This window comes from Pseudoduganella violacea (genome assembly GCF_014191875.1).
Taxonomy (GTDB): Bacteria; Pseudomonadota; Gammaproteobacteria; order Burkholderiales; family Burkholderiaceae_D; genus Rugamonas; species Rugamonas violacea_A.
Map to the genome: position 1 here is coordinate 36380 of NZ_JACHXD010000018.1, position 25755 is coordinate 62134.

Consider the following 25755-nt stretch of genomic DNA (forward strand, 5'->3'; position numbering starts at 1 on the left):
ATGATTATCTTGGCGCCCCGGCGCCACAGCGGCGGCGGCCCGCCATCCGATTAATGTCTAGTCCGGCATGCTGCCGGCCCGCCGCCTGTAATAAAATACCGCCTTTACCTATTCGCTTTTGACCGAGATGACCACTGCACCAGCCAAACCAGTCCGTACCCGTTTCGCTCCCAGCCCGACCGGCTTCCTCCACCTGGGCGGCGCCCGCACGGCGCTGTACTCCTGGGCCTATGCCCGCCACTTCGGTGGCACCTTCGTGCTGCGCATCGAGGACACCGACCTGGAACGTTCGACGCCGGAAGCGGTGCAAGCCATCCTGGACGGCATGAAATGGCTGGGCCTGAACCATGACGAAGGCCCGTTCTACCAGATGCAGCGCATGGACCGCTACCGCGAGGTGGTGGCGCAGATGCTGCAGGACGGCACGGCCTACCACTGCTATTCCTCGCCGGAAGAAGTGGAAGCGATGCGCGAGCGCATGCGCGCCGCCGGCGAGAAGCCGCGCTACGACGGCACCTGGCGTCCGGAAGAGGGCAAGGCGCTGCCGCCGGTGCCCGCCGACCGCAAGCCGGTGGTGCGCTTCAAGAATCCGCTCGATGGCGAAGTAAGCTGGAACGATGTGGTGAAGGGCACCATCACCATCGCCAATAAGGAGCTGGACGATCTGGTGATCGCCCGTCCGGACGGTACGCCGACCTATAACTTCTGTGTCGCGGTTGATGACTGGGATATGGGCATCACCCACGTGCTGCGCGGCGACGACCACGTCAACAATACCCCGCGCCAGATCAATATCCTGCGCGCCATCGGCGCCCCGCTGCCGGAATACGGCCACCTGCCGATGATCCTGGGTTCGGACGGCCAGAAGCTGTCCAAGCGCCACGGCGCCGTCAGCGTGATGGAATACCCGGCGCAGGGCTATCTGCCGGAGGCCATGCTGAACTACCTGGCCCGCCTGGGCTGGAGCCACGGCGACGATGAAGTGTTCTCGATGCAGCAGTTCTGCGAATGGTTCAATCTGGAGCACCTGACCGCTTCGGCCGCCCAGTTCAATAACGAGAAGCTGGCCTGGCTCAACAATCACTGGATCAAGCAGGCCGACAACGCTCGCCTGGCCGAGCTGGCCAAACCGAAGCTGCTTGCCGACGGCGCCCAATTCGACGGCGCGCCGGAACTGGCCACCGTGCTGGGTCTGCTGAAAGAGCGCACCAACACCATCAACGAGCTGGCCGATGCCGCCATGCTGTTCTACCGCCAGCCGCAGCCGGACGCCGCGCTGATGACCCAGCATTTCACCGATGCCGTGAAACCGGTGCTGGCCCAGTTCGCCGAGCGTATCGCCACGGTGGAGTGGAGCAAGGAAGCGATCTCGGCCATGATGAAGGAAGTGCTGGCGGCGAACGGCCTGAAAATGCCGCAATTGGCCATGCCGTTGCGCCTGATGATTACCGGCCAATTGCAAACGCCGGCCATCGATGCGGTGCTGCAGCTGTTCGGCCGTGAAACCGTTTCAGCGCGTTTGGCAAAATACCTCTGATATTTTCTGAGGGAATTGCAATTCAGTATTGCATTTTGCGGAGGGGCTGCTACAATGCTGTCTCTTTCGCAAACGGGGGTATAGCTCAGCTGGGAGAGCGCTTGCATGGCATGCAAGAGGTCAGCGGTTCGATCCCGCTTACCTCCACCAGTTAAGCGAAAGAAAAAAGAAGTTGTGCGCAGTTGCAGTAAGTTGTGTTAAAATGCTGCGCCTGTTGTTCAGGGTCCCCATCGTCTAGAGGCCTAGGACATCACCCTTTCACGGTGAGTACCGGGGTTCGAATCCCCGTGGGGACGCCAAGGTAGTAAAGTGGTAGCTGTAGTAAATTGTTCGTGCCAGATGGGGGTATAGCTCAGCTGGGAGAGCGCTTGCATGGCATGCAAGAGGTCAGCGGTTCGATCCCGCTTACCTCCACCAAAAGGTGGCACGGATAATCGGTAGTTCAAGGTCCCCATCGTCTAGAGGCCTAGGACATCACCCTTTCACGGTGAGTACCGGGGTTCGAATCCCCGTGGGGACGCCAAGGTAGTAAAAGTAGTTGCTGTAGTAAATTGTTCGTGCCAGTGGGGGTATAGCTCAGCTGGGAGAGCGCTTGCATGGCATGCAAGAGGTCAGCGGTTCGATCCCGCTTACCTCCACCAAAAGGTGGCACGGATAATCGGAAGTCCATTCAGGTCCCCATCGTCTAGAGGCCTAGGACATCACCCTTTCACGGTGAGTACCGGGGTTCGAATCCCCGTGGGGACGCCAAAGAAATGAAAATGATCAAGCCGCCTAAGCGGCTTTTTTGTTTTTCTGCCTGCTGTTTTCCAATCCTCTTTGTTGTAAATCAAAGCTCCCTGCGCTTCCTGCAAAATTAACTCGATTGCAGCGGCCGGAATCTGACCTATAGTGAATTGATGACCGTATCGCCATTGGGGAGGAGACGTCATGGAACTGCATCTACATTCGCATCGCTGGATTTCGCGTCAGCCGGACTGGCTGGCCGCTTCGATCGCAGGGTTTGGCGCCGGCGGCGTCATGATGCTGGTCGAGCTGTTGTGGTCCAGCCTGTCCGGCGGCAATCCTTGGGTGACCACCCGCATGGTGGCGGCCATGGCGATGGGCTGGGAAGTCTTGCAGACTTCCGGCTACGCGCTCGATGTCGTCATTGTCGCCCTGGTTGTCCATTATGTGCTGGGCGTCGTTTTCGCCATGATGCTCGCCGCCCTGATCGCTCCCTTCCAGCTCGACTCCAGCACCGGCATGGTGTTGCTGGCGGGCGCTGTCTTCGGCGTGGTGCTGTATGTGCTGAATTTCTACGGCATGTCCGGCGCCTTCTCCTGGTTCGCCGAAATGCGCGGCTGGTCCACCGTGGTGACGCATATCATCTACGGCATGGCGGCGGCGTACATCTATCGCAAGCTGGAGCGTCCCGACAAGCAAGTTTGAGCGGGAGCCGACATGGCACTCGCCCTGGCTTTGGTGCTGATCGTCGTTGCTGCGCTGGTGTTCCATTATGTGAGTCCCTGGTGGCTCACGCCCATCGCATCGAACTGGCAGGCAATGGATGATGCGCTGATGCTCACGCTGGTGATTACCGGCGTGGCTTTCGTCGTCATCCATCTTTTCGTCGCTTACGCGGTGGTGCGTTTCCGCCACCGTGAGGGACAGCGCGCTTCGGCCGAGCATGGCAACAAGAAACTTGAATGGTGGTTGATCGGCGGCACGACGCTGGGCATCATCGCCCTGCTGGCGCCGGGCTTGTCCGTGTATGCCAAACTGATCGATCCGCCCAAGGATGCGCTGGTCTTCGAGGTCATGGGCCAGCAGTGGAACTGGCATTACCGCTTGCCGGGCAAGGATGGCAAGCTGGGTCGCACCGAAGTGCGCTTCATGACGGCGGCCAATCCCTTCGGCATCAATCCGGAAGACCCCAATGGGCAGGATGATCTGCTGGTCGACGGCCAGGAAATCCACCTGCCGCTGAACAAGCCGGCCAAGGCGCTGCTGCGCGCCCAGGATGTGCTGCACGATTTCTACGTTCCGCAATTCCGCACCCGCATGAATATGGTGCCGGGCATCGTCACCACCTTCTGGTTCACGCCGACCCAGGTCGGCAAATTCGAGGTGCTGTGCGCCCAGCTGTGCGGCATGGGCCATTCGAATATGCGCAGCCAGGTGGTGGTGGAAGATGAGACGGCGTGGCAAGTCTGGCTGACCAAGCAGCCGACCTTCGGCGGCGGCACGCCGGCCGGCGTCGGTGGTCCGGCCGAGCCGGGCAAGATGGGACGGCTGCTGGCACAGTCCAAGGGCTGCGTCGCCTGCCATAGCGTGGACGGCACGCAAAGCGTGGGGCCGGGCTGGAAGGGCTTGTTCGGCAAGACCGAAACCCTGGAAGGCGGCAAGACTGTGGCCGTGGATGAGGCATATCTGAAGGAGGCGATCGCCACGCCGCAAGCCAGTCTGGTCAAGGGTTTCCCGCCCGTGATGCCGCCGTCGCAGTTGAGCGATGCCGAGCTGGCGGCGCTGATCGACTACATCAAGACAATCCGCTGAGGGGAGGGCGCGATGGCATACGGCAAAGAGCACGGCGGCCACGAGGCGGGGCATGAGCACGGCCCGCAAAGCTTCTGGACGCGCTATGTCTGGAGCCAGGACCACAAGGTGATCGCCATCCAGTACACGCTGACGGCCATCTTTGTCGGCCTGATCGGCCTGATCCTGTCCGACCTGATGCGTCTGCAGCTGGGCTTTCCCGGCAAATTCTCCTTTATTGATCCCGCCAGCTATTACCAGTTCATCACCATGCACGGCATGATCATGGTGGTGTATCTGCTGACGGCGCTCTTTCTGGGTGGCTTCGGCAATTACCTGATTCCGCTGATGGTCGGGGCGCGCGATATGGTCTTCCCCTTCCTGAACATGCTGAGCTACTGGATGTATCTGCTGGCGGTGGTGATCCTGCTGGCCAGCTTTTTCGTGCCGGGCGGGCCGACCGGCGCCGGCTGGACCCTGTATCCGCCGCAGGCGATCCTGCCCGGCACGCCGGGCGTGGAATGGGGTATTGTCGTCATGCTGGTTTCGCTGGCCGTGTTCATCGTCGCCGCCACCATGGGCGGGCTGAATTATGTGACCACCGTGCTGCAGGCGCGCACGCGCGGCATGACGCTGATGCGCATGCCACTGACGGTGTGGGGCATTTTTGTCGCCACCATTCTCGCGCTGCTGGCGTTTCCGGCGCTCTTCGTCAGCGCCGTCATGATGCTGTTCGACAAGGCGCTCGGCACCAGCTTCTTCATGCCGGCCTTGCTGTCGATGGGGCAGCAGCTCGGCTACAAGGGCGGCAGCCCCTTGCTGTTCCAGCACCTGTTCTGGTTCTTCGGCCACCCGGAAGTGTATATCGTGGCCTTGCCCGCCTTCGGCATCATTTCCGATCTGATCAGCGTGCACGCGCGCAAATGCATTTTCGGCTACCGCATGATGGTGTGGGCCATCGTGATTATCGGTGGCCTGAGTTTCGTGGTCTGGGCCCACCATATGTATGTGAGCGGCATGCATCCCTGGTTCGGCTTCTTCTTCGCCACTACCACGCTGATCATCGCCGTGCCGACCGCGCTCAAGGTCTACAACTGGACGCTGACGCTGTGGCGTGGCGATATCCATCTGACGGTGCCCATGCTGTTCGCGCTGGGCTTCATCAGCACCTTCTTGATTGGTGGTTTGACCGGGCTTTTCCTCGGCAATGTCAGCGTCGATATTCCGCTGTCGAACACCTATTTCGTGGTCGCCCACTTCCATATGGTGATGGGTGTTTCACCCGTGCTGGCAGTGTTTGGCGGGATTTACCACTGGTTTCCCAAGGTAAGCGGACGCATGTACAACGATGCCCTGGGCAAGGCGCATTTCTGGATCACCTTCCTCGGCACGTATGCGATTTTCTTCCCCATGCATTACCTGGGCATACTCGGCATGCCGCGCCGTTACTACGCGTATGAGAACTACAATTTCATTCCGCAATCGGCGCATCAGATGAACGCCTTCATCACCGTGGCGGCCTTGGTGGTGGGCGTGGTGCAGCTGTTGTTTGTCGCCAACCTGGCCTGGTCCACCTTCCGCGGCAAGCGTGCCGACGGCAATCCGTGGCGCGCAGGCAGCCTGGAATGGCAGACGCCGCAAACGCCGCCCGTTCACGGCAACTGGGGCGCGGAACTGCCGGTGGTGTATCGCGGCGCCTACGATTATGGCCGCAGCGGCGCCAGCGACTACCTGCCGCAGAACGTGGGGCCGGATGAGGATGATCCCGTCCCTCCGGCGCCGAAACGGGGCGCTGTCGGCGCGGCTCGTGGCGGCGAGGCCGGCATCACGGACGAGGCGCAAACCGGTAGCACGGCGCCGAGCGGGGTGCCGAAATGAATCCCGAAATCGGTGCGGGCGTACTGCGCGGCGACCCGGGATTCCCTTTGCCACCGGCTGGCGGCGGCGATCCCGGCAAGCTGCCGGCGCGCCCCGGCGGGCAGCCCGCGCCGCGCGCCGCGCGCAAGACCGGCTTGTGGGTTTTTATGGCCGTGGTGCTGACGCTCTTCATGCTGTTCGGCGTTGCCTATGTAATGCGCATGGCGTATGAGGACTGGCGCAGCTTGCCGCCTCCGCCCTGGCAGCTCTGGCTCAGTACTGCGTTGCTGGGCGCCAGCGGTGCTGCCTGGGAGCTGGCGCGCATGCATGCCGCGCGTGGGCAATGGCCGCGCGCGCGCAGCGCCACGCTGGCCGCCTGTCTGCTGGCGCTGGCCTTTCTGGCCAGTCAGCTCTGGGCCTGGCAGGCGCTGGTGGCGATGAATTATCCGGTGGCGGCCAATCCGTCCAACAGCTTCTTCTATCTGATCACGGCCCTGCATGGCGTGCACTTGCTGGGTGGCCTGCTGGTGGGGGGCGGCGTGGCCGTGCGGCTGGCGCAGGGCGCGCGTGGCGAACGCGTCGAAACCAGCATCCTGCTGTGCGCGCGCTACTGGCATTTCCTGTTCCTGCTCTGGCTGGGCGTGTTTGGTTTGCTGTTTTATGTGACGCCGGACCTGGTGCAAGCCGTTTGCACCAGCCTGGGCATACCGAGGAGTTGAATCATGTCCGAGTCTACGCAAGGCGCAATGCAAAGCCTGGTGGCCGACTGGTCGTCCGATCGCGTCGCCTTCCACGTTCCCTGGGGCAAGGCGATGATGTGGATCTTCCTGCTCAGCGACACCTTCATCTTCGGTAGCTTCCTCACCGGTTATATGGCTGTGCGCATTTCCACCACGGCCGCCTGGCCCAATCCCAGCGAGGTGTTCGCGCTGACCATCGGCGGCCACACCTTGCCGCTAATTCTGATCGCCATCATGACCTTCGTGCTGATCACCAGCAGCGGCACCATGGCCATGGCCGTCAACTATGCCTACCGGCGTGACCGTAAAATGGCGGCGCGCCTGATGCTGGCGACCGCGCTGTTCGGCGCCTGCTTCGTCGGCATGCAGGCTTTCGAATGGTCCAAGCTGATTGCCGAGGGCGTGCGGCCTTGGGGCAATCCCATGGGCGCGGCGCAATTCGGCTCCTGCTTCTTCATGATCACCGGCTTCCATGGCCTGCACGTGACGGCGGGCGTGATCTATCTGAGCATCGTGGCGGTGCGCGTGCTGCGCGGCCGCTATGAAAAGGTCGGCTACGATATTGTCGAGATAGCGGGGCTGTACTGGCACTTCGTCGACCTGGTATGGGTGTTCATTTTCGCGCTGTTCTATCTGTGGTGAGGGGAGGGCGTCATGTCGGCCGTCAGCGGTACCCAGCAGCATCCGATCGGCTTGTACTTCAAGGTGTGGGGCTTGCTGTTCGTGCTCAGCGCCTTTTCCTACCTGGTCGATTTCTTCCATGTGCAGGGTTTGCTGCGCTGGAGCCTGATCCTGATTTTAATGGTGGCGAAAGCCGGTTTGATCATCGCCATTTTCATGCACATGCGCTGGGAGCGGATCGCCCTGGTCAGCGCCATTCTATTGCCGCCCTTATGCCTGCTGGTGCTCTGCGGTTTGATGTTCGTTGAATCAGATTATGTTTTCCTCAATCGCATGCTGCATTTCGCGCTGCGCCCTTGATGCAAAAGAAGTTGCGGTGATATAATTCGCGCACGCTTTTACGACGTCCCCATCGTCTAGAGGCCTAGGACATCACCCTTTCACGGTGAGTACCGGGGTTCGAATCCCCGTGGGGACGCCAGCGACAAATAAGCCAGTCGCAGCAGAAATGGTTTATACAGTTTTAGTCCAGGGTCCCCATCGTCTAGAGGCCTAGGACATCACCCTTTCACGGTGAGTACCGGGGTTCGAATCCCCGTGGGGACGCCAAGAATATAGAAAAAGCCGCCTGCAGCGGCTTTTTTGTTTTGCGCGTCCATCCGGTGGAATCGTCAATATGACCCAAGCAACAAGCCTTGCCCTGTTCTGCAAAGTCGTCGACAACTATGGCGACATCGGCATCTGCTGGCGCTTCGCGCGCCAGCTGGCGCAGGAGCACGGCATCGCCGTCACGCTGTGGGTGGATGATCTGCACACCTTCCAGCGCATCTGCCCCGCAGTGCAGACCGGCGCTGCTCTGCAGCAGATCGGCGCCATCGCCGTGCGCCATTGGGCGACGCAGGAAGGCGCGTTCGCCCCGGCCGATATCGCCGACATCGTGATCGAATTCTTCGGCTGCGAAATCCCGCCCGGCTATATCGCCGCCATGGCCGAGTGCGAGCCGCGTCCGGTCTGGCTGAATCTGGAAGGCTTGAGTGCCGAAGAGTGGGTGGAAGGCTGCCACACCTTGCCCTCCATGCATCCGCGCTTCTCGCTGACCAAGCATTTTTTCTTTCCGGGCTTCACCGAAAAAACCGGCGGCCTACTGCGCGAAGCGGCGCTGGAAGAGGAGCGCCGGCAATTCCAATCCGACCCGGCCGCCATGGCCGCCTTCCTCGGGCAATTCGGCCTGACGCCGCAGGAAATCGCGGCGCGCAAAGTGACGCTGTTCTGCTACCCGCATGCGCCGGTGGCGCAGCTGTTCAAGGCCTGGGAAGAGGGCGATGAAGACATGGTCTGCCTGGTGCCGCAGGGCGTGGCTGCGCAAGCGGTGCATGCCTTCCTCGGCGAAGCGGCCAATCCCGGCGTCATGCGCCGCCGCGGTGCGATCAGCGTACGCGTGCTGCCCTTCGTGCCGCAGCAGGATTACGACAAACTGTTGTGGGCCAGCGACCTGAATTTCGTGCGCGGCGAAGATTCCGTCGTGCGCGCCCAGTGGGCCGGCAAGCCCTTCATCTGGCATATCTATCCGCAAGACGAAAACCTGCACCACAAGAAGCTGCGCGCCTTCCTGCAGCGGTACGCGGCGCGCAGCGCCAGTCTTGATGCCTTTTCCCTGTACTGGAACGGCGCCCATCCGCAAGGCGGCGCCGAGACGGCCGACTGGGCGGCCTTGTGGACTGATCTGCGGGCCGATATGGCGGCACTGACACGGCATTCCCTCGAATGGCAACGCCACCTGTATACGCTCGGTGATTTGACCACCAATTTACTGAAGTTTTCCTCCTCGCTGCGCTAAGTTCGCCTGCGAAACATGCTACAATGCGCGGTTACTGCAACCTACCTTAAGTACACTTTATCTTATGAAACCTGCAAAAGAAATTCGTGTTGGCAACATCATCATGGTTGACGCCAAGCCCTTCATCGTGCTGCGTTCGGATGTTAACGGTTCGAGCCGCACGGGCTTCACCTACAAATGGAAGATGAAGAATCTTCTGACCAACGCTCCGCTGGAAAACGTGTTCCGCGGCGACGACAAGTTCGACGTGGTGGTTCTGGACAAGAAGCCAGTGACCTACTCCTACTTCGCCGACCCGCTGTATGTCTTCATGGATCAAGAGTACAACCAGTACGAAATCGAAGAAGAAAACCTGGGCGAAGCCCTGAACTACCTGAAAGACGGCATGGAATGCGAAGCCGTGTTCTACGACGGCAAAGCCATCTCCGTGGAACTGCCAACCACCATCGCCCGCCAGATCGTTTACTCCGAGCCAGCCGTTAAAGGCAACACCTCGGGCAACGTGCTGAAAGACGCGCTGATCGAAAACGCCATCGAAGCCAAGCGCTTCACCGTTCAAGTGCCACTGTTCGTGAGCCAGGACGACGTGATCGAGATCGACACCCGTACCAACGAGTACAAGCGCATCGTGCGTAACTAAGATGTGCTCAGGTCGCTTCGGCGGCCTCGAAAAAAACGCCCGTTTTCACGGGCGTTTTTTTCGCCTGTAACTTTTGACTTTCCTGGTGTCATTTTATCGCCATGCTGGTGACACTTTGCCTCCATCGTGCTATTCTGGGTAGTAGTTTCGATCATTCATGGAGGTTCCAATGCGCTAACGTCAACCTATACATTTGCATATCATCCGCTCAAATACGTTCACCCACATATCAGGCCGAGAGCCTGTTGCCTGTCAACGTTCCCTCCTTTCGGAGCGTATTTGAAGATATGACGATTCATCGAAGGCGTTGCAATGATGCCTGGCGTCTCAACCGGGGCAGTTCACATTACACCGAATGCTGCAAGGGCATTCATACAGGAGTTTCTACATGTCTAACACAACAGAAGAGCGCGACCGCATAACGGCGCGTTTGCCTAAGTTGCTAGTCGAAAAGTTGCAAGAGGCAGCGGATTTAAGCGGCGCCACCCTGAACCAATTCCTGGTGCAGGCTGCCGTCGAAAAAGCAGACAAGATTATTGATCGAGAGCGTGCGATCCGATTTACTGCTGAGGATGCTGCCATGTTCATCCACATGCTCGACAATCCACGTCCGCCGAATCAAGCGGTCACAAGGGCGTTTGAGCGGCTCAAGAAAGTTGAAGATGGCTCAAATAGTACGCGCGCTGGACAAAGCGCATGATGTAAAAAATTTTGATTGTGGTTCGGAAGCGCTCAATGTCTGGCTGTGCGAAACGGCGAGCCAGCATATTCAAAAAATGCTCTCCAGGACTTATGTCCTGATTGATGAGGACGCGCCAGAAATAATACTGGGCTTTTACACCGTGGCGATTCGCGCCATGACGCCGGTCGGCGACTTGCCTGCGGCGATGCAGCGCCGCCTGCCGCGCGATGTGCCTGGTTTCACGCTGGGGCGCTTGGCGGTATCCCGCGAAGCGCAGGGCCAGGGTTGGGGCGAATATCTGTTGGCGCATGCGATGCGGCGTATCCGCGAGGCTGCCGAGTCGGTCGGCGGTACATTCATGTTTGTCGATGCCAAGGATGCGGAAGCGGCGGCGTTTTACGCAAAATACGATTTCTCTCCGATGCCAAGCAATCCGCTCAGGCTGCTGAAGCCGATCGCGGAAATTCCGGCTTAGCGCGACGCGATACGAAGGCCCGCCGGTGCGGGCTTTTTGCATTGAGGCTGGGGAGCGTGAAAATTTCCTAAAAGCATCGAATACTGTCAAGAAATATTTTCTTTTGCATAGCAATATTGTTAAACAAGCTGTTATGCTAATGGTTTGCATTTCTTGACAATGTGTTGAAATTTTGCGGTGTTCGTTAAGCGGAGACGGTATGGATCGCAGGGATTTCGTTCGGATGGGGCTGGCTGCAGGCGGCGCAGCGTCATTGGGCCGGGCCGAAGGGGCCTTACCCACGGCCAAGGCGGCATCCTCCATCCTCGATGCCGGCATCCTTCAGCAGCAGGAGCAGATGGCCGCCAACAAGCTCACCTCCCACTCCCTCACCTCGCAATACCTGGCCCGCATCGGCAGCATCGACAAGTCCGGCCCCCGCATCAACTCCATCATTGAAATCAACCCGGAAGCGCTGAAGATCGCGCGCGAGATGGACCGCGAACGCCTGCTGCGCAAGCTGCGCGGCCCGCTGCACGGCATTCCCGTTCTGCTCAAGGATAATATCGCCACCGCCGACCGCATGAGCACCTCGGCCGGCTCGCTGGCGCTGGCCGGCATCCGCGCCGCGCGCGACGCCCATATCGTGGCCCAGCTGCGCGCCGCCGGCGCCGTCATCATCGGCAAGACCAATTTGAGCGAGTGGGCCAATATGCGTTCCACCCATTCCGTCAGCGGCTGGAGCGCGCGCGGCGGCCTGACGCGCAATCCGTATTCGCTCGACCGCAACTGCAGCGGCTCCAGCTCCGGTTCCGGCGCGGCCGTCGCCGCCGGCCTGGCCACGCTGGCGGTCGGCACCGAAACCGACGGCTCCATCGTCTCGCCGGCCTCGATCTGTGGCGTGGTCGGCATCAAGCCGACCATGGGACTCTTGAGCCGCAGTGGCATCATCCCCATCGCCCACTCGCAGGACACGGCCGGCCCCATGGCGCGCAGCGTCACCGACGCCGCCCTGATGCTGGCGGCCATGAGCGGCGTGGATGCCAACGACGCGGCTACCGAGGCCAGCGCCGGCAAGATCGGCGATTATGCGGCCGCGCTGCAAACCAACAGCCTGCAAGGCAAACGCCTGGGCGTGGCGCGCAACTTCTTCGGCACCAACGACGATCTGGATAACGCCATCGAAAAAGCCCTGGCCGTGCTGAAAGCCCAGGGCGCCGAGCTGGTGGACGTGACGGTGCCGAACATCGACAAATACAGCGCCTCCGAATTCGAAGTGCTACTGCATGAATTCAAATCCGACCTGGCGGCCTATCTGCAGGACTACGCGCCCAATGCGCCGGTCAAGAACATGGCCGACATCATCGCCTTCAACAAGCAGCACCATAAGCAGGAGATGCCTTACTTCGGCCAGGAACATCTGGAAAGCGCCGAAAGCAAGGGAGGGCTGGACAGCAAGGAGTATCTAGAAGCGCTGGCCAACAACCAGCGCTACTCGCGCGACGAAGGCATCGACCAGGTAATGAAAGAGCACAAGCTGGACGCCCTGGTCGCGCCCACCGGCGGCCCGGCGTGGCTGACCGACTTCATCAACGGCGACCACTACGGCGGCAGCTTCTCATCGCCCGCCGCCGTCGCCGGCTATCCGCACATCACGGTGCCGGCCGGCTATGTACACGGCCTGCCAGTCGGTCTGTCCTTTGTCGGCGGCGCCTACAGCGAAGCGGCCCTGATCGGCATGGCCTACGCCTTCGAACAAGCCACGCGCCATCGCCGTGCGCCGCAATTCCCGGCCAGCGTGTCGCTGGCGGTGCGCTGAGCGCTTAAACCTCGATAAAGCGCATCTTGAAGTTGCGACCCTTGAAGCTGCCGAAGTCGGCGCCAAGGCCGCTGGCCGCGTTCAGGCGGTCGAATGCTTCGTAGGCGATGCGGCGGTCGATCGCCACATAGGTCTGGAACTCGGTCACATTGATCTTGCCCACCTGCTCCTTGAGCAGCTTGGCGTCGCCGGTCAGCGCGCCCAGCACGTCGCCGGGACGCAGCTTGTCCTTTTTGCCGCCCAGGATACAGAGCGTCATCATCGGCGCGGCGTCGCCTTGCGCGTACTCGTCGTCGTCCAGCGCTTTCAGATCGTGCCATTCGGCGGGCGCCTGCTGGTATTCCTCGATCAGCTTGACCCACTTCTTCTCGTTCGGCGCGCACAGCGTCAGCGACAGGCCTTTTTCGCCGCCGCGGCCGGTGCGGCCGATGCGGTGGATGTGCACCTCGGTATCCTTGGAGACGTCGGCATTGATCACCGCCGCCAGGTTCGAGATGTCCAGGCCGCGCGCCGCCACATCGGTGGCGATCAGGATGGAGCAGCTGCGATTGGCGAACAGCACCAGGATCTCGTCGCGCTCGCGCTGTTCCAGTTCGCCGTACAGGGCCAGCGCCGAGAAGCCCTGGCCGCGCAGCTCTTCGAGCAGCTCGCGGCAGTGCACCTTGGTATTGCAGAACACGATGGCCGATTCGGGCTGGTAGTGCTTGAGCAGGCGGCCGACGGCGGCGTCGCGCTCGTCGAAGCCGATTTCGTAGAAGCGCTGCTCGATCTTGCTGTTGTCGTGCTTGGCCTCGACCGTGATTTCCACCGGCTCGTACAGGAAGGCTTCGGTGGCCTGGCGGATATCGTCCGGATACGTGGCCGAGAACAGCAAGGTCTGGCGGCGTTTCGGGCAGGCGCTGACGATGCCCGCGATCTCGTCGTAGAAGCCCATATCCGTCATGCGGTCGGCTTCGTCAAGCACCAGGGTCTGCACGGTGGACAGGTTGATGGTCTGGCGGCTGATATGGTCACGGATGCGGCCTGGCGTGCCGACCACCACATGCGCGCCGTGTTCCAGTGACGCGATCTGCGGCCGCATCGGCGCGCCGCCGGTCAGCACCAGCACCTTCACATTGCCCACGCTGCGCGCCAGGCGGCGCAGCTCATTGGCCACCTGGTCGGCCAGCTCGCGCGTCGGGCACAGCACCAGCGCCTGGGTGGCGAACCACGCGGGATTCAGCTTCTGCAGCAGGCCAATGCCGAAAGCGGCCGTCTTGCCGCTGCCGGTCTTGGCCTGGGCGATCAGGTCGCGGCCTTCCAGCACGGGCGGCAGGCTTTGCGCCTGGATGTCGGTCATCTCGTGGTAGCCCAGCGTTTCCAGGTTTTTCAGGAAGGAGGGCGACAATGGCAGGCTGGCAAAGGAGGTGGTCATGGCGGATGAGGGGTAAGGGGCCGTTGCCACAGTCTAGCAAACTTGGCGGCGGGCCGGATGATGGGATTGGCGCTGGCGCCACGCTGGACGAGGCGGCGCCTCAGTCCTTGCGCCAGACGGGCAGGCCGGTCAGGTCCAGATTCTCGTCGTGCTGCCAGACCGGCAGGCCGGTGGTGTCGGTCGGTTCCAGCAGTTCAAGCTGTTCCTGTTTCAGCGCGGGTCTTCTGGCGCGGGGCGATGGAGGGCGCTTGGGTTCCGGTTCCATCGGCGCGGCCGGGGCGAAGCCGGGCAGGTCGAATGTCGCGATGTCTTTCTTGTCTCTCATTTCCCAAAGCGTTCTTCAAAACGCGCCACAAAAAAACAGAAGCCCGGCTGTAACAGTCGGGCTTCGATTACTCAAGCGGCACGGAGTGTATCACAAACCGTTGCCGCCGTGGGCTTCTTAGCGGAAGGACAGCGCGCCGGTCAGGTCGCCCGGCGGTAGCGCGCCGCGTTCGGCGAAGGATTTATTGCGCAGCGCCAGACCTTCCAGCAGCGGCAGATCGTGCAGGCGGGTGATGAAGCGCAGGATGGACGTGGTGTCGTAGAAGCTGTGATCGACCGCGCCTTTTTTCGCATGCGGCGAGATGATAATCGCCGGAATGCGCGAACCAGGACCCCAGCGGTCGCCTTTGGGCGGTGCCACGTGGTCCCACCAGCCGCCGTTCTCGTCGAAGGTGACGACAACGACCATATCCTTCCACTGCGGCGATTTCTTCAGGTGCTCCAGCACATTGACCACGTGCTGGTCGCCCGATTCGATGTCCGAATAGCCGGCGTGCAGGTTCAGATTGCCCTGCGGCTTGTAGAAGGACACGGCCGGCAGCTTGCCCGCCACCACATCGGCCAGGAAGCGGTTCGAGATCGGGCTGTCGCCCAGGCCGCCGTCGCGCAGGTGGACCTCGCGCTCCTTGCTGCCGGGCGCGAAGCTCTTGAAGTAGTTGAATGGCTGGTGGTGGTACTGGAAGTTCGGCTTGGAGCCGCCGCCCTTATGATCCAGCGCGGCCTGCCAGGCGCCGCCATACCAGGCCCAGCTCACGCCTTTGCGCGAGAGCAGGTCGCCGATGGTGTCGTAGCTTTGCGGCGGCAGCGTGCTGGCGTTGTCCGGATCGGCCAGCAGCGTGTCGCCGCCGGCGGCTGGACGGATAAAGCTTGGCTGGTACGGCGGCGCCATGGTGTTGACCGCGTAGCCGTCCGGCGTGATGGCGCCGTCCTGCACGTATTTGACGTGGCCGTCCAGGGCCGAGGCGTGATTGTCCGGCGCGATGGCCAGGCGCGCGCCGGTCGGGCCGTCGCTGGTCACGGCGATCTTTTTCTTCGCCGCCGTATTCGGCGCGTTGAAGTATTCCGGCGTGCGGCCGGAGATCAGGAACTGGTGGTTCAGATACGAGCCGCCGAAAGCGGCCATGAAGAAGTTATCGCACAGCGTGTACTCGCGCGCGACCTGCCACAGGCCCAGGTTCTTGCCGGTTTCGCTGTAATAGCCCATCACCATGCCGCCGGTATTGCCGTAGGCGGCAAAGCCGTCGTTCTTGCCGCCGTTGATCTGCATCTGGTTCTGGTAGAACAGATGCCACAGATCGCGCGTGATGACCGATTCCGGCAGCGGCTTGCCTTCGGCGTCGCTTAGCTTGAACGGCGCGTTCGGCAGATCTTTGACCTGGTCTTCCTTGAGTTCGTAGCGCTTGCCGGCGATATCCTGCGGCACCGGCACCATGCCGCCCCAGACCTTGGGCAGTTTGGGCATGATCGAACCGTCGAAATCGCGCTGCTGGTATTGGTGCGGCTTCAGCTCGGACATGGGCGCGGCCAGGCCGGGGAAGTCGGCGAACAGATTGTTAAAGCTGCGGTTTTCCAGATAGATGACGACCACGTTCTTGACGTGGGCCTTCAGCTTGGCATCCAGTGAGCCCTTCACTGGTTTGCTTTGCGCCGTTGCCGCGCCGGCCAGGCCGGGGACGGTGGTCGCCAGGCCGGTCGCTGCGGCAGCCTGGAAGATACGGCGGCGCGAGGGATTGGTGGGAAGATCGGCAGTGCCAACCTGCTGTTCGTGTTGTTGCTCTTTCACGCAGGGCTCCTTCTTGTTAGTGATACTTCGCGGGGGAGTGTAACACTTGAGAAAGCCGAACGTGAAATCGGCTAATACTGATTGACGCTGTCGCAAGGGTCTTGCGACAGCGTCACGCCGCCATTGGCGGGCGCTTCGCACAGATAGGCGCTGTACGTGTGGCCGCGCCGTTCCACATCGCGCACCAGCTTAAGACCGGGCAGCAGCGGCGTTTCCCGGCGCAGCAGCACGCTCCAACTGGAGCGCGCGCCGCCGCTGAGGCGATACAGTCTGTAATGGTCGCCGCCGCTGCGCAGGCTGGCGACCGGCTCGTCCTCCGCCGTTTCGCTCTGTGCCAGCGCCGTTCGCAGGGGATAGGACGCCATGAACACAAAGGCTAGCGCCGGCAGCCAGGTGAGCAAGGCCAGTCCCGTCATCCCCGCCTGCCAGCCGCGCGCGCGGATGCGCAAGGCCAGCCAGCACAGCGAAAATGGCAACAGCATGGCGAGCGCCATGGCCGCGAGATAGTTCAGCGGCGCGTAGTCGAAGCGCGGCGACACCGGCGCGAGAATCAGCGCGATGGTGGCAAGGCAGGCGCCCAGCATGGTCAAGGGGGAGAGGCGCTGTATTGCTTGTTTGTTCATCGTGGAGGGGAAAGGGGCGATTGCACGCGTGCGCCGCGACGCCGCAGGCTATTGTGCAATCGCATCCGGTTTAGTCCAGATTTCGACTCTGCGATTGGGCGCCAAGCATTGGATTAGTTCGGCCTCGGCCTTGCCCGGACATTGCGCGGCCTTGATTATGGGGTAGTGGTCGGCAACGCCGATGGCAAACACGGATTGCGGCCTGATCTTTTTGGATTTGAGTAGTTGTTCGCGCACCGCATCAGCCCTTGCCTGGCTTAGTTTGCTGTTAAAACTGGTCGAGCCCAGGGCGTCGGTATGGCCCACAATGATCACTTTGGCTGGCGCTTCCTGTTCCAGGCTGGTGGCCAGTTCCGCCAATGTTTTCAGGCCGGTCTGGCCAATGACGCTGGATGCAAACTCGAACAGCTGGTCGGCCGGAAGTGTTTTAGCTGCGCCAGGGCTTGCTTCCGGACTGAGAACGATGGTGGGAACATTGCTGCCCTTGTCCGTTGTGGGTTTAAGAAACCGGGCTCCGCTCACCACCAGCGCCAGCATGCAGATGAGCACCATGAAGGGGATCAGCTTATTCAGGATCGGATACCAGAATTGCTGGCTCGACGTGGCATTGTCCTGCTCGCGGCTGGCGCTCATGATCCGGACTTGTCACTAGACGAGTCGCGCTGCCGCCCGGCCTGGGAGCCAAAATAAAATCCGATTACCGAGGAAAGCAAGGTAATGACCGGCCCCATGATAACGTCGAGCAGCGTTTTCAGCCGCTCGTAGCGCTTCTCGAACATGGTGCTGTCGTCATCCATGAAGAGGGCGATGAACGCCAGGGCAACGATGGCACAAAGCAGGCCGATCAGCCAGACGGTGATCGTTTCCCGCATGCCTAGCTGAGAATGGCGCTCGCGGCTATCCCCGATCGGAATATTCTCAATCGGAACCACGAGCGCTAGCGACTCGTCAGGCTGATGAGCGTGATTGCCGGTGTTCGGAGTGGAGGCGCTCTCTTGCATAACTCCGCTTACATCCGCGGACGGCGCACGGGCAGGTTGGGCGTGGTGATTTGCACCACAGGTTTGCTGTCGGCGCCGGCGGCGACGATGGCTAATCCATCATTGGATTGATCAATCACCCATTTATAGACGGCGATAGCCTCGCGGCCAATGTCGTTGGCGGATAAGCGCGTTCCCGGCGGATTGTCATTAATCTTGTTCAGTTTGTCATTGATTGAATCGATCACCGACTGAGGAATGTCCAGACGTATTTCAGGCATGATTCACCTCCCTGGCATAGGGTTCCATATATTGTCCAATGCTACTCCGCTTTTTATCCATGCTCAAGCAAGGAAGGCGCGCGCGTGCAAAGAAAAAGCCGTTGACTCTGCTTGAGAATCAACGGCTTTCCGGTATCTGGTTGCGGGGACAGGATTTGAACCTGTGACCTTCGGGTTATGAGCCCGACGAGCTGCCAGACTGCTCCACCCCGCGTCTGAGGCAAGAATTATATACGGCCTCGCCGCATTGCGCAAGGCTCGTTTTTAGTTGGCGGCTTGCAAACGCCACAGCGAAGTGACTTCGGCGCTGCGCGCGGCGTGCAGCGGATCGCTGGCGTCGCTGGCGCGCGGATGCATGGGGCGCACGTCGTGGCGGTCCGCAACCTGCAAGCCGGCGGCGGCGATCCACTCCAGCAGTTGCTCGCGTGGACGCAGACCGAGGTGCTCGGCCAGATCCGACAGAATCAGCCAGCCTTCGCCGCCCGGTGCCAGATGCGCGGCCAGGCCGTCGAGGAAGCCGCGCAGCATGCGGCTGTCCGGGTCGTATACCGCGTATTCGATGGAAGAGCTGGGGCGGGCCGGCACCCAAGGTGGATTGCAGACTACCAGCTGCGCCTGACCGGGCGGGAACAGGTCGGCTTCCATCAGCTCGACCTTATCCTGCAAATCCAGGCGCGCCAGGTTTTCGCGCGCGCAGCTCAGGGCGCGGCGGTCCTGGTCGGTGGCGACCACGCGGGCGATGCCGCGCCGCGCCAGCACGGCCGACAGAACGCCGGTGCCGACGCCGATGTCGAAAGCGGTTTCGGTCTTCTTCGGCAGCGGCACGTTGGCCACCAGTTGTACATACTCGCCGCGCACCGGCGAGAACACGCCGTAATGCGGATGGATGCGCGCGCCCAGCACTGGAATCTCGACGCCGCTCTTGCGCCACTCGTGCGCGCCGATCAGGCCGAGCAGCTCGCGCAGCGAGGCAACGAAAGGCTCGCTACCGCGTCCATACGCTTCATTGCAGGCCTGCTTCACATCCGGCGCGCGGCGCAGAGGAATGCTGTAGTCGGCCTCGAAGGGGATCAGCAGCATGGCCAGGGTGCGGGCGCGCTGCGATTGCGCCTGGCGGTGCAGGTGGAAGGCTTCGGTCGGCGAAGCGGCGGCCTTGGGCGCCTTCTTCTTGCCCTTGCCGTGCTTATGGTCGGCGCGCCGCGCCAGCGCCTGCAGCAACTGGCGCGCATTCTGGAAATCGCCGCGCCACAGCAGGGCCGTGCCTTCGCAAGCCAGGCGGTAGGCCGTGTCGGCATTGGTGGTGTCGTCGGCGACCTGCACGCGCTTGGGCGGCGGCATGCCGCTTTCCGAGTGCCAGCGCGCCGAACGCTCCTCGCCGTTTTCGGTCCAGTGGATGAGCTGTGGCGTGCTGCTGTCGGTCTGCATATCGGTTCGCGCGTATCAAGAGAGTAAACGGCGAAACCGCCTGCACGGGACAGGCGGTTTCGTGTGAAGCGCTAATTATACGTGCTGCGGGACCGGAAGCTGGCTTAGTTCAGGACTTGCGGCGACTTGACGTCCTCGCTAGTATCGCTGGCGCGCTTGCTGGAGGTGTCGGCTACGGCGGGCGTCGCGGTGCTGGCGGCAGCGGCTTTTTCCGGCGCCGCATCCGTGCCTGGCGCGGGCGGCGTGGTGGAGATGATCGGCTCCGGCTTCTGCGTGGCGCGTTGTGGCTGCGCCGGCTTGGTCGGCGGCGAGTAGGTGTCCAGCACTTCCTTGTTCTTCACCAGGTCGAGCAGGCGCAGGGACAGGGTGCCGAGTTTTTCCTCGGGCTTGCCCTCGGCGCTGACGTCGGCCTTGAGCGGTTTTTCCATCAGTTTGAACAGGTCGGCCAGGCTGCCGGGGAAGTCGATGTCCGGGAACTCGATGGTCGGCAGCGGCATGGCCGGGTTCTGGTCGGCGCCATCCTGGCGCCGTGCCGGCACGCTGCTGCTGCGCGCGGCGCTGGCTTCCAGCTTGGCCTCGTACTGGACTTCGATCTCGAAATCGAATTTGCGGCCGTCGGCGGTGGTGATGGTGCCTTTGCCGATGAAGTGCGAATTTTCGTTCAGGCTGAACGCGGCGGCGTCGCTGACGCCGTCCGGGCCTTCGCTGTGCTGGATGCCGGCGGCAAACGAAGAGTTCACCTCCAGGCTGACCGCGTCATACGAGATGGTGGCGCCTTTCAGCGCGTCGCCAAATAAATCCTTGGCAAACTTGCCGAAAAAGTCCTGCGCCATATCCAGGGTGGCCTTGCCGAGCTTATCGACCCGCTTATCGAGGTCGATGCCCTTGCCGGGAACCACGGCATTGCTGTTCGCTTCCGCTACGCCGTTTTGTGCGCGCGTGCCTTTTGCCTCGGCCTTGGGCGAGGCATTGCTGAGAGTCTGGTACTGGCGTGGGCCAATAGGAGAGAGCGAGGACATGATGGCAACCAAAAGGTGAGTAGGGTTATATCCTACAACGGCAGTTACAGCGATTTCTTTAGTTTTAGTTCGGTGTTAGTGATGGTGCGTCCACAAACCGTTCGAGGCCAGATAGGATTGCACGGCGTCGGCTTGGCCGATGGCGTGCAGTTTCACTTCGCCGCAGCTGCAAACGCCCGAGTAAGGCGTGATGTGGGAGCAGGCGGAGACTTTTTGCATGGAAACTTTTACGGCCTTCGCGCATTTCGCGCATTTGAAGGTCAGGGTGCGTGGTGCTTTCAACATGATTGCTTTGGCGTGAGGACAAAAGCGAGATTTTATCAGGCGTAGACGTTGATTACCGGTTGTTGCGCAGGGGCGGCGTTGTAGGCGCGCTGCACGGCGCTTTGTTGGGCGTCCTGGGCCTGCGCCGCCGCGCCTTGTTGCGCCCCGTCCGGATTACTCTGCTGCGCCGTCAGCTCCTGGCTGGCCTGCTGCGCCATCTGCTGGGCGCGCGCGGCGATGGCGCGGTCCGGCCCGGAGGGATCGGCCGGCGCCAGGGCGGCGGCCTGGATGGTGCGCGCCCGCTCCAGCGTCTCCTGCGGCGTGCGGCCGGGCGAGGTGTCGATATTCACCTCGCCGCCGATGGCGTAATTGATGCCGTCCGGCCCGCGCTGATAGGTATATGTGGGACCGGAGGTGGCCAGGCCGCCCGCTGCGGACAGATGGGCCATCTCATGCTGGCGTACCTGCTGGTCGCGCGCTTTCAACTGGTCGATCTGCTTCAATTGATCGGATGTCAGCTCGGCCTTGGCGCCTTGCTTGGTCTGCGGTTCCTGCGGTTTCTGCGCTTCCTGGGCGCCCTGCGCTGGCGCGGCGCGCGCCGGTGCCGCGCCGCTGGCGGCGTAGGGATTGACGCTGGCGGCGATGGCGCTGATTGCCATGGTAAGGAAGGCGGCAAATGATGGAAAAAGCGGGGCTTACACTCGCTTACATCATAGCAAAAATAGACTGTGGTTTTTCGCGGAAAGCCGTCAACTGAACGCCCTGGCTCGCGTTGTGGGAGTATCCGTCAGCTCTTCTAAGAGGCCGCGATATGGACCAAGCCAAGCAACCGAGCAAAGAAGCCGTGCGCCACTGGATGCAAACCAGGGTGGAGGAACGCCGTCCGCCGCCCGATCCGCAGCAGATCCGGCGCGAGCTTGGCTGGGAGCTGGCACGCCAGGAGCGGCGCGAAACCAGCTACCGCTGACGGCCTGCTACTGCACCGTTACCACGCTGCGCCCGTCGGCCGCCGGCTGCACCACGATGCGGCTGGCGATCCTGTCGGTCATCTCCTGCACGTGCGAAATCACGCCGACCTTGCGGCCCATGGCCTGCAGGCCGTCCAGCGCATCCATCGCCACGCGCAGGGTATCGGCGTCCAGGCTGCCGAAGCCTTCGTCGATGAACAGCGATTCCACCTTTACCCGGTTGGAAGACAGCGAGGCCAGACCCAAGGCCAGGGCCAGCGACGCCAGGAAGGACTCGCCGCCCGACAGCGAATGCACCGAGCGTAATTCGTCGCCCATATGCTGGTCGCGCACCAGCAGGCCAAGCGAGGGCTGGGACGGGTTGTTGATGCGTTCCAGCTGGTAGCGCGGCGCCAGGTGGTTGAGGTGGGCATTGGCATAGCCCAGCAGGACGTCCAGCGTGAATTGCTGGGCGTAGTTGCGGAACTTCTTGCCGTCGGCCGAGCCGATCAGCTCACTCATGCGCGCCCAGCGCCGCTCGCTCTCTTCCTGCTTTTCGATATCGCCCATCATGGCTTGCGCGCTGTGGCGGCGCGCATCGTCCTGGGCCAGGCCGATGCGCAGTGCTGTGGCCTGGTCATGCGCCTGCTTGCGCTCGGCGGCCAGGGCTTCCAGCGCCTGTTGCAGGGCTTCGGCCGTCTGCTCGCCATGCTGGCCGGCGTCCGCCAGGTGGCGCGCGGTCTGCGCCTGGCGCTCCTGCAGCACGGCGTGGGCGCTGGCCGCCGCCTGTTCCAGCGCCTGCAAGTGCTGGCGCTCGGCCAGGATCTGCTCGGCCGGATGCGCCAGCAGGGCGCGCAACTGCTCGACGCTGCGCACGGTGTCGCTTGCCTCGCCTTCCGGGTTTTCGTCCACCGCTTCCGCATCAAAGCCCAGCAGTTCGCGCTGCGTGTCGTCGTCGACGGCGGTGCCGCCGTCACGGCTGGCCGCCTGCGCCTTGCGGAAATCCTGCAGCCATTGTTCCAGGCGCAGCGCGGCCAGATGCGCCGCGTCGTGCAGGGTGGCCAAACGGCGCTGGGCCTGCACCAGCGCCTCGTCCGAGCGCACGGCAGTTTGCGCGGCCTGCTGGGCGGCTTCCTGCTGCGCCGCCTGGCTGGCCTTGGCCTTGTCGATGGCCGCCTGCAGGTCGCGCTCCACGTCTTCCACGCGGCGCGCATTCCATAAGGTGGCGCGCTGGTCCTGCGCCGCCAGCAGGGCCGTTTCGGCGCTGCGGAAGTTTTCCTGCACGGCTTCGGCATCGGCCGCCGCCTTGTGCTGGGCGGTGGACAGGGCTTCCAGCTCGACTTCCAGCGTGGCCATGGCGGCGGCGCGTTCTTCCAGCGCGCCATGCTGGTTTTGCCATTGGCGGCTTTCGGCCTGGCGTTTTTCGTGGAAGCGGGCGGGCGCCGCTTTCCACTCGTCCTTCCAGCCCTCGTTGGGCATCTCGCTATCGCTGAAGGCGGCGTCCAGCTCATCGAGCATGCCGCTCAATTGCGTGGCGATCTCCATGCGCTGCATGTCCAGCGCCTTGTGCTCGGCCAGCAGCTCGGCCAGCACGGTCTGCACCTGGGCCAGGCGGCTTTGCAACTGCGTATGCTCGGCCGTGGCCTGGTCGCAGGCGCGCTGGGCCTGTTCGCGGGTGGCGGCGGCGCGATGCAGGATCTGCTCCTGCTGCGCGATATGGCGCTGGGCGGCTTGCAACGCTTCCAGCTGCTGGGCAAACCAGTCGGCGCGCGCCGGGTCCGCCACCTCGTCCAGCGCGAGCGCCAGTAACACCGGTGCGCCATCCTGCCCGGGTGCCTGCTTGGCGGCCTGCGACAGACTCTCGCGCAGGCCGGCTTCCAGTTCGCACTGGGCCAGCTTCGCCGTGGCGGCCTGCCAGGCTTCGAAGCCGCGGTCCAGCACCTTGTCCAGCGTGTGCTGCTCAGCGGCGTTGGCGGCCAATTGTTCCAGGCTCGATTGGATGGTATTGCGCTGCACCGCCTGCGCCGCGATATTGTGCTGCAGCTTGTCGCGGCAGCCATGCACCTCGCCCTGCAGGCCGGCGAGCATGGCTTGCAGGGCGCCGTCGCTGTGGCGGTAAGGGTGTTCGTGCGCGCCGCAGACCGGGCAGGGTGTTTCGTCTTCCAGCGTGGCGCGCAGCTTTTCCACGTTTTCGCCGCAAGCCGCTTCCGCCAGTTTCAGCGAGCGCTCGGCCTGGGCGAAGGCCGCCATCACGGCCGCATGTTCCTGCTGCGCCTGCGCCAGCAATTGCTCGGCCGCGTCGCGCGATTGCTGCAGCCGCGCGTCGAGGGTGTTCAGTTCCAGCTTGCGCGCCTGTTTGCCGGAGAGTTCCAGCCAGACTTTTTCAGCCCCGGCCAGCGCGTCGCGCCGCCGTTCCAGCTGCTCGCGGTGGCGGTGCAGCATGTCCGCATCGATCTGGGCGATGGCGCTGAGTGCCTGCTGCCGCTGGGCTTCCAGCGCTTCCAGCCGCGTGGTGGCGGCCTGCAGCTTGCTTTTGGCCTCGCTTTCCTCTTCGCGGTGGCGCTTGCCGTTTTGCAGCACGGCGGCCTGGGCCTGGCCCAGGCGCTCGGCCTGCGCGTTGACCTGGCCCGATTGGACCAGCAGCACATCCCAGCGCGGCCAGTCCTGCGCCAGCACGCGCCATTGCTGGTGCTGCTGCAGCCAGAGCTGGCCGGCCTGCTGCGCTTCGGCCAGGCGGCGCTGCTGCTCCAGCTTGCCGCGTTGCGCCTGCGTGGCCTGGTTCAGGGCCGTTTGCGCCGTATCGTAGGCATGCTTGGCTTGGCGGTAGGCGGGCAGCATGGCTTCGATGCGCGCGTCCAGCGCCTTGGCCTGGTCCAGCTGCGGCGCGGCGGCGCGCTGCGCCTGCTCGGCCTGGGTCAGTTGCAAGCCCGCTTGCTGCATGGCCTGCGCCGCCTTTTGCTGCGCCAGGCGCGCCTGTTCCGCCTCGCGCCCGCAGGCTTCGATGGCGGCCTGGGTGGCGGCGGTTTCGGCGCCGATGCGCTTGATGTCCTCGTCCAGCGGCCGCGCCGCCTGCACCGCGTCGAGCTGGGCCAGCGCCTGGTGCCGCGGCGCGGCCGCCTCCACCTCATTCACGCGCTGCTGCCAGGCGGCCAGCGCCTGCTGCTCGCCCTCGCGCAGCTTGTCGGTCTGCTGATGCCAGCGCAACTGGGTTTCCAGCCCGGTCTTGCGCTCGTCCAGCACGACCAGGGCTTGATCGGCGGCGTTGCGCTGGGTCTCGGTATTGGCCCTTTCCTCGCTGCCCATGGGCTTCTGGTCGGCCAGCCGGTCGAACAGCTTTTCCAGCGCCAGCTTTTCCAGTTTGGCACGTTCATGCGCGCGGATCGAGATATCGCTATAGACATTACTGCCGGTCAGGGTTTCCAGCAGCGTGCCGCGCTCGTCGTCGCCGGCCTTGAGGAAGGTGGCGAATTCGTTTTGCGCCAGCAGCACGGCGCGCGTGAACTGCTCGAAACTCAGGCCGATGCGCTTTTCGATTTCGGTTTTCACTTCGGTCTTGGTGGCGCCGATGGGTTGCAGGCCGGGCAGCAGGTGCAGGGTCATCGCGGTCGGCTGCAAAGCGCCTTCGACCCGCGTGCGTGAGCGGCGCACGCTCCAGCGCGCGCGGTAAGGCGCGCCATCGCCGCCGACGAAATCGACTTCGGCATAGCCTTCCGGCGTGCCGCGCCGCAGCAGGGTGCGCGAGTCCTGCGAGGAAATCGGGTCGCCCACGTCCGGCGTCTTGCCGCTGGCTTTCAGCAGGCGCGGGGTATCGTCGTACAGGGCCAGGCAAAGCGCGTCGAGCAGGGTGCTCTTGCCCGCGCCGGTGGGACCGCTGATGGCGAACAGGCCGGAGGAGGCGAGCGGCTCCTGCTCGAAGTCGACACTGAATTCGCCGGCCAGCGAGGCCAGGTTTTTGCCGCCAATTCGGAGAATCTTCATCTTGTTCTTATCG

25 protein-coding genes and 9 tRNA genes are annotated in these 25755 nt (G+C 62.8%); 21 read left to right on the plus strand and 13 right to left on the minus strand.

Translation table 11 applies throughout. The features are described 5' to 3' along the window. Positions 1-127: 127 nt before the first annotated feature. The 20 genes from gltX (at position 128) to FHS03_RS23415 (ending at position 12704) form a co-directional block, all read left to right on the plus strand. Entirely contained in the window at positions 128-1537 is a 1410-nt protein-coding gene (gene gltX / locus FHS03_RS23320) for a glutamate--tRNA ligase (protein ID WP_183443321.1), read from the plus strand. Positions 1538-1611: 74 nt separating this feature from the next. Then, positions 1612-1687 (plus strand) — tRNA-Ala (locus FHS03_RS23325). Positions 1688-1760: 73 nt separating this feature from the next. Next, positions 1761-1836 (plus strand) — tRNA-Glu (locus FHS03_RS23330). 42 nt (positions 1837-1878) lie between these two features. Next, positions 1879-1954 (plus strand) — tRNA-Ala (locus tag FHS03_RS23335). A 30-nt stretch (positions 1955-1984) separates the two neighbouring features. Next, positions 1985-2060: transfer RNA gene (locus FHS03_RS23340), tRNA-Glu, on the plus strand. Positions 2061-2102: 42 nt separating this feature from the next. Then, a tRNA-Ala gene (locus FHS03_RS23345) sits at positions 2103-2178 on the plus strand. Positions 2179-2211: 33 nt separating this feature from the next. Further along, positions 2212-2287, plus strand: a tRNA-Glu gene (locus tag FHS03_RS23350). A gap of 180 nt (positions 2288-2467) precedes the next feature. After that, complete coding sequence (locus FHS03_RS23355) at positions 2468-2968, plus strand: hypothetical protein (RefSeq protein WP_176345591.1); 501 nt, start codon at positions 2468-2470, stop codon at positions 2966-2968. A 12-nt stretch (positions 2969-2980) separates the two neighbouring features. Then, positions 2981-4075, plus strand: a complete 1095-nt coding sequence (locus FHS03_RS23360; protein ID WP_183443322.1) for a cytochrome c oxidase subunit II — start codon at positions 2981-2983, stop codon at positions 4073-4075. A gap of 12 nt (positions 4076-4087) precedes the next feature. Continuing rightward, positions 4088-5932, plus strand: coding sequence for a cytochrome c oxidase subunit I (gene ctaD / locus FHS03_RS23365; RefSeq protein ID WP_183443323.1), 1845 nt, complete (start codon positions 4088-4090; stop codon positions 5930-5932). Continuing rightward, a complete protein-coding gene (locus FHS03_RS23370; protein WP_183443324.1) occupies positions 5929-6630 on the plus strand; it encodes a cytochrome c oxidase subunit 3 in 702 nt (233 codons plus the stop codon). The genes ctaD and FHS03_RS23370 overlap by 4 nt, the downstream gene beginning before the upstream one ends. Positions 6631-6633: 3 nt before the next feature. Then, positions 6634-7293: a heme-copper oxidase subunit III family protein gene (locus FHS03_RS23375; protein ID WP_183443325.1), complete on the plus strand. Its 660-nt coding sequence runs from the start codon at positions 6634-6636 to the stop codon at positions 7291-7293. A gap of 12 nt (positions 7294-7305) precedes the next feature. Further along, on the plus strand, positions 7306-7632 hold the full coding sequence (locus FHS03_RS23380; RefSeq protein ID WP_183443326.1) for a cytochrome C oxidase subunit IV family protein: 327 nt from the start codon (positions 7306-7308) through the stop codon (positions 7630-7632). Positions 7633-7677: 45 nt separating this feature from the next. Beyond that, positions 7678-7753 (plus strand) — tRNA-Glu (locus FHS03_RS23385). Between the two features lie 52 nt (positions 7754-7805). Next, positions 7806-7881, plus strand: a tRNA-Glu gene (locus FHS03_RS23390). A 67-nt stretch (positions 7882-7948) separates the two neighbouring features. After that, positions 7949-9109 carry an elongation factor P maturation arginine rhamnosyltransferase EarP gene (gene earP, locus FHS03_RS23395; protein ID WP_183443327.1) on the plus strand — a complete coding sequence of 387 codons (1161 nt, stop codon included), beginning with the start codon at positions 7949-7951 and terminating at the stop codon, positions 9107-9109. 64 nt (positions 9110-9173) lie between these two features. After that, positions 9174-9749 carry an elongation factor P gene (locus tag FHS03_RS23400; protein ID WP_050407108.1) on the plus strand — a complete coding sequence of 192 codons (576 nt, stop codon included), beginning with the start codon at positions 9174-9176 and terminating at the stop codon, positions 9747-9749. A gap of 388 nt (positions 9750-10137) precedes the next feature. Continuing rightward, the gene (locus FHS03_RS23405) at positions 10138-10449 is read left to right on the plus strand and encodes a type II toxin-antitoxin system TacA family antitoxin (protein ID WP_183443328.1); all 312 of its coding nucleotides are present in this window, start codon (positions 10138-10140) and stop codon (positions 10447-10449) included. Further along, positions 10412-10906, plus strand: a complete 495-nt coding sequence (locus tag FHS03_RS23410; protein WP_183443329.1) for a GNAT family N-acetyltransferase — start codon at positions 10412-10414, stop codon at positions 10904-10906. Before FHS03_RS23405 ends, FHS03_RS23410 begins: the two co-directional genes overlap by 38 nt. Before the next feature lie 199 nt (positions 10907-11105). Beyond that, positions 11106-12704, plus strand: coding sequence for an amidase (locus tag FHS03_RS23415; RefSeq protein ID WP_183443330.1), 1599 nt, complete (start codon positions 11106-11108; stop codon positions 12702-12704). A gap of 4 nt (positions 12705-12708) precedes the next feature. Here FHS03_RS23415 and dbpA read toward each other — a convergent pair whose 3' ends face one another. The 12 genes from dbpA to FHS03_RS23475 form a co-directional block, all read right to left on the minus strand. Further along, complete coding sequence (dbpA, locus tag FHS03_RS23420; protein WP_183443331.1) at positions 12709-14118, minus strand: ATP-dependent RNA helicase DbpA; 1410 nt, start codon at positions 14116-14118, stop codon at positions 12709-12711. A 100-nt stretch (positions 14119-14218) separates the two neighbouring features. Beyond that, on the minus strand, positions 14219-14443 hold the full coding sequence (locus FHS03_RS23425) for a hypothetical protein (protein ID WP_183443332.1): 225 nt from the start codon (positions 14441-14443) through the stop codon (positions 14219-14221). A gap of 117 nt (positions 14444-14560) precedes the next feature. Further along, positions 14561-16225, minus strand: coding sequence for an acid phosphatase (locus FHS03_RS23430; protein WP_183443333.1), 1665 nt, complete (start codon positions 16223-16225; stop codon positions 14561-14563). A 71-nt stretch (positions 16226-16296) separates the two neighbouring features. After that, a complete protein-coding gene (locus FHS03_RS23435; protein WP_183443334.1) occupies positions 16297-16848 on the minus strand; it encodes a hypothetical protein in 552 nt (183 codons plus the stop codon). A 48-nt stretch (positions 16849-16896) separates the two neighbouring features. Next, positions 16897-17481: an OmpA family protein gene (locus tag FHS03_RS23440; RefSeq protein WP_183443335.1), complete on the minus strand. Its 585-nt coding sequence runs from the start codon at positions 17479-17481 to the stop codon at positions 16897-16899. Beyond that, positions 17478-17849 (minus strand): hypothetical protein, encoded by a 372-nt coding sequence (locus FHS03_RS23445; protein ID WP_183443336.1) that lies wholly within the window; start codon positions 17847-17849, stop codon positions 17478-17480. The genes FHS03_RS23440 and FHS03_RS23445 overlap by 4 nt, the downstream gene beginning before the upstream one ends. Before the next feature lie 8 nt (positions 17850-17857). After that, positions 17858-18109: a hypothetical protein gene (locus FHS03_RS23450; RefSeq protein ID WP_183443337.1), complete on the minus strand. Its 252-nt coding sequence runs from the start codon at positions 18107-18109 to the stop codon at positions 17858-17860. Between the two features lie 137 nt (positions 18110-18246). After that, positions 18247-18323 (minus strand) — tRNA-Met (locus tag FHS03_RS23455). Between the two features lie 50 nt (positions 18324-18373). Next, positions 18374-19534, minus strand: a complete 1161-nt coding sequence (locus FHS03_RS23460) for a methyltransferase (RefSeq protein ID WP_183443338.1) — start codon at positions 19532-19534, stop codon at positions 18374-18376. Between the two features lie 104 nt (positions 19535-19638). Next, positions 19639-20553 carry a hypothetical protein gene (locus FHS03_RS23465; protein ID WP_183443339.1) on the minus strand — a complete coding sequence of 305 codons (915 nt, stop codon included), beginning with the start codon at positions 20551-20553 and terminating at the stop codon, positions 19639-19641. Positions 20554-20628: 75 nt separating this feature from the next. Then, entirely contained in the window at positions 20629-20838 is a 210-nt protein-coding gene (locus FHS03_RS23470; RefSeq protein WP_050407119.1) for a hypothetical protein, read from the minus strand. Positions 20839-20873: 35 nt separating this feature from the next. Continuing rightward, entirely contained in the window at positions 20874-21476 is a 603-nt protein-coding gene (locus tag FHS03_RS23475) for a putative metalloprotease CJM1_0395 family protein (protein WP_183443340.1), read from the minus strand. A gap of 152 nt (positions 21477-21628) precedes the next feature. On the opposite strand from FHS03_RS23475, the gene FHS03_RS23480 reads away from it, so the two are divergent. Continuing rightward, entirely contained in the window at positions 21629-21784 is a 156-nt protein-coding gene (locus FHS03_RS23480) for a hypothetical protein (protein ID WP_183443341.1), read from the plus strand. Positions 21785-21791: 7 nt separating this feature from the next. Here the strand turns inward: FHS03_RS23480 and FHS03_RS23485 are convergent, their stop codons facing one another. Further along, a complete protein-coding gene (locus FHS03_RS23485) occupies positions 21792-25742 on the minus strand; it encodes an AAA family ATPase (protein WP_183443342.1) in 3951 nt (1316 codons plus the stop codon). Positions 25743-25755: the final 13 nt, after the last annotated feature.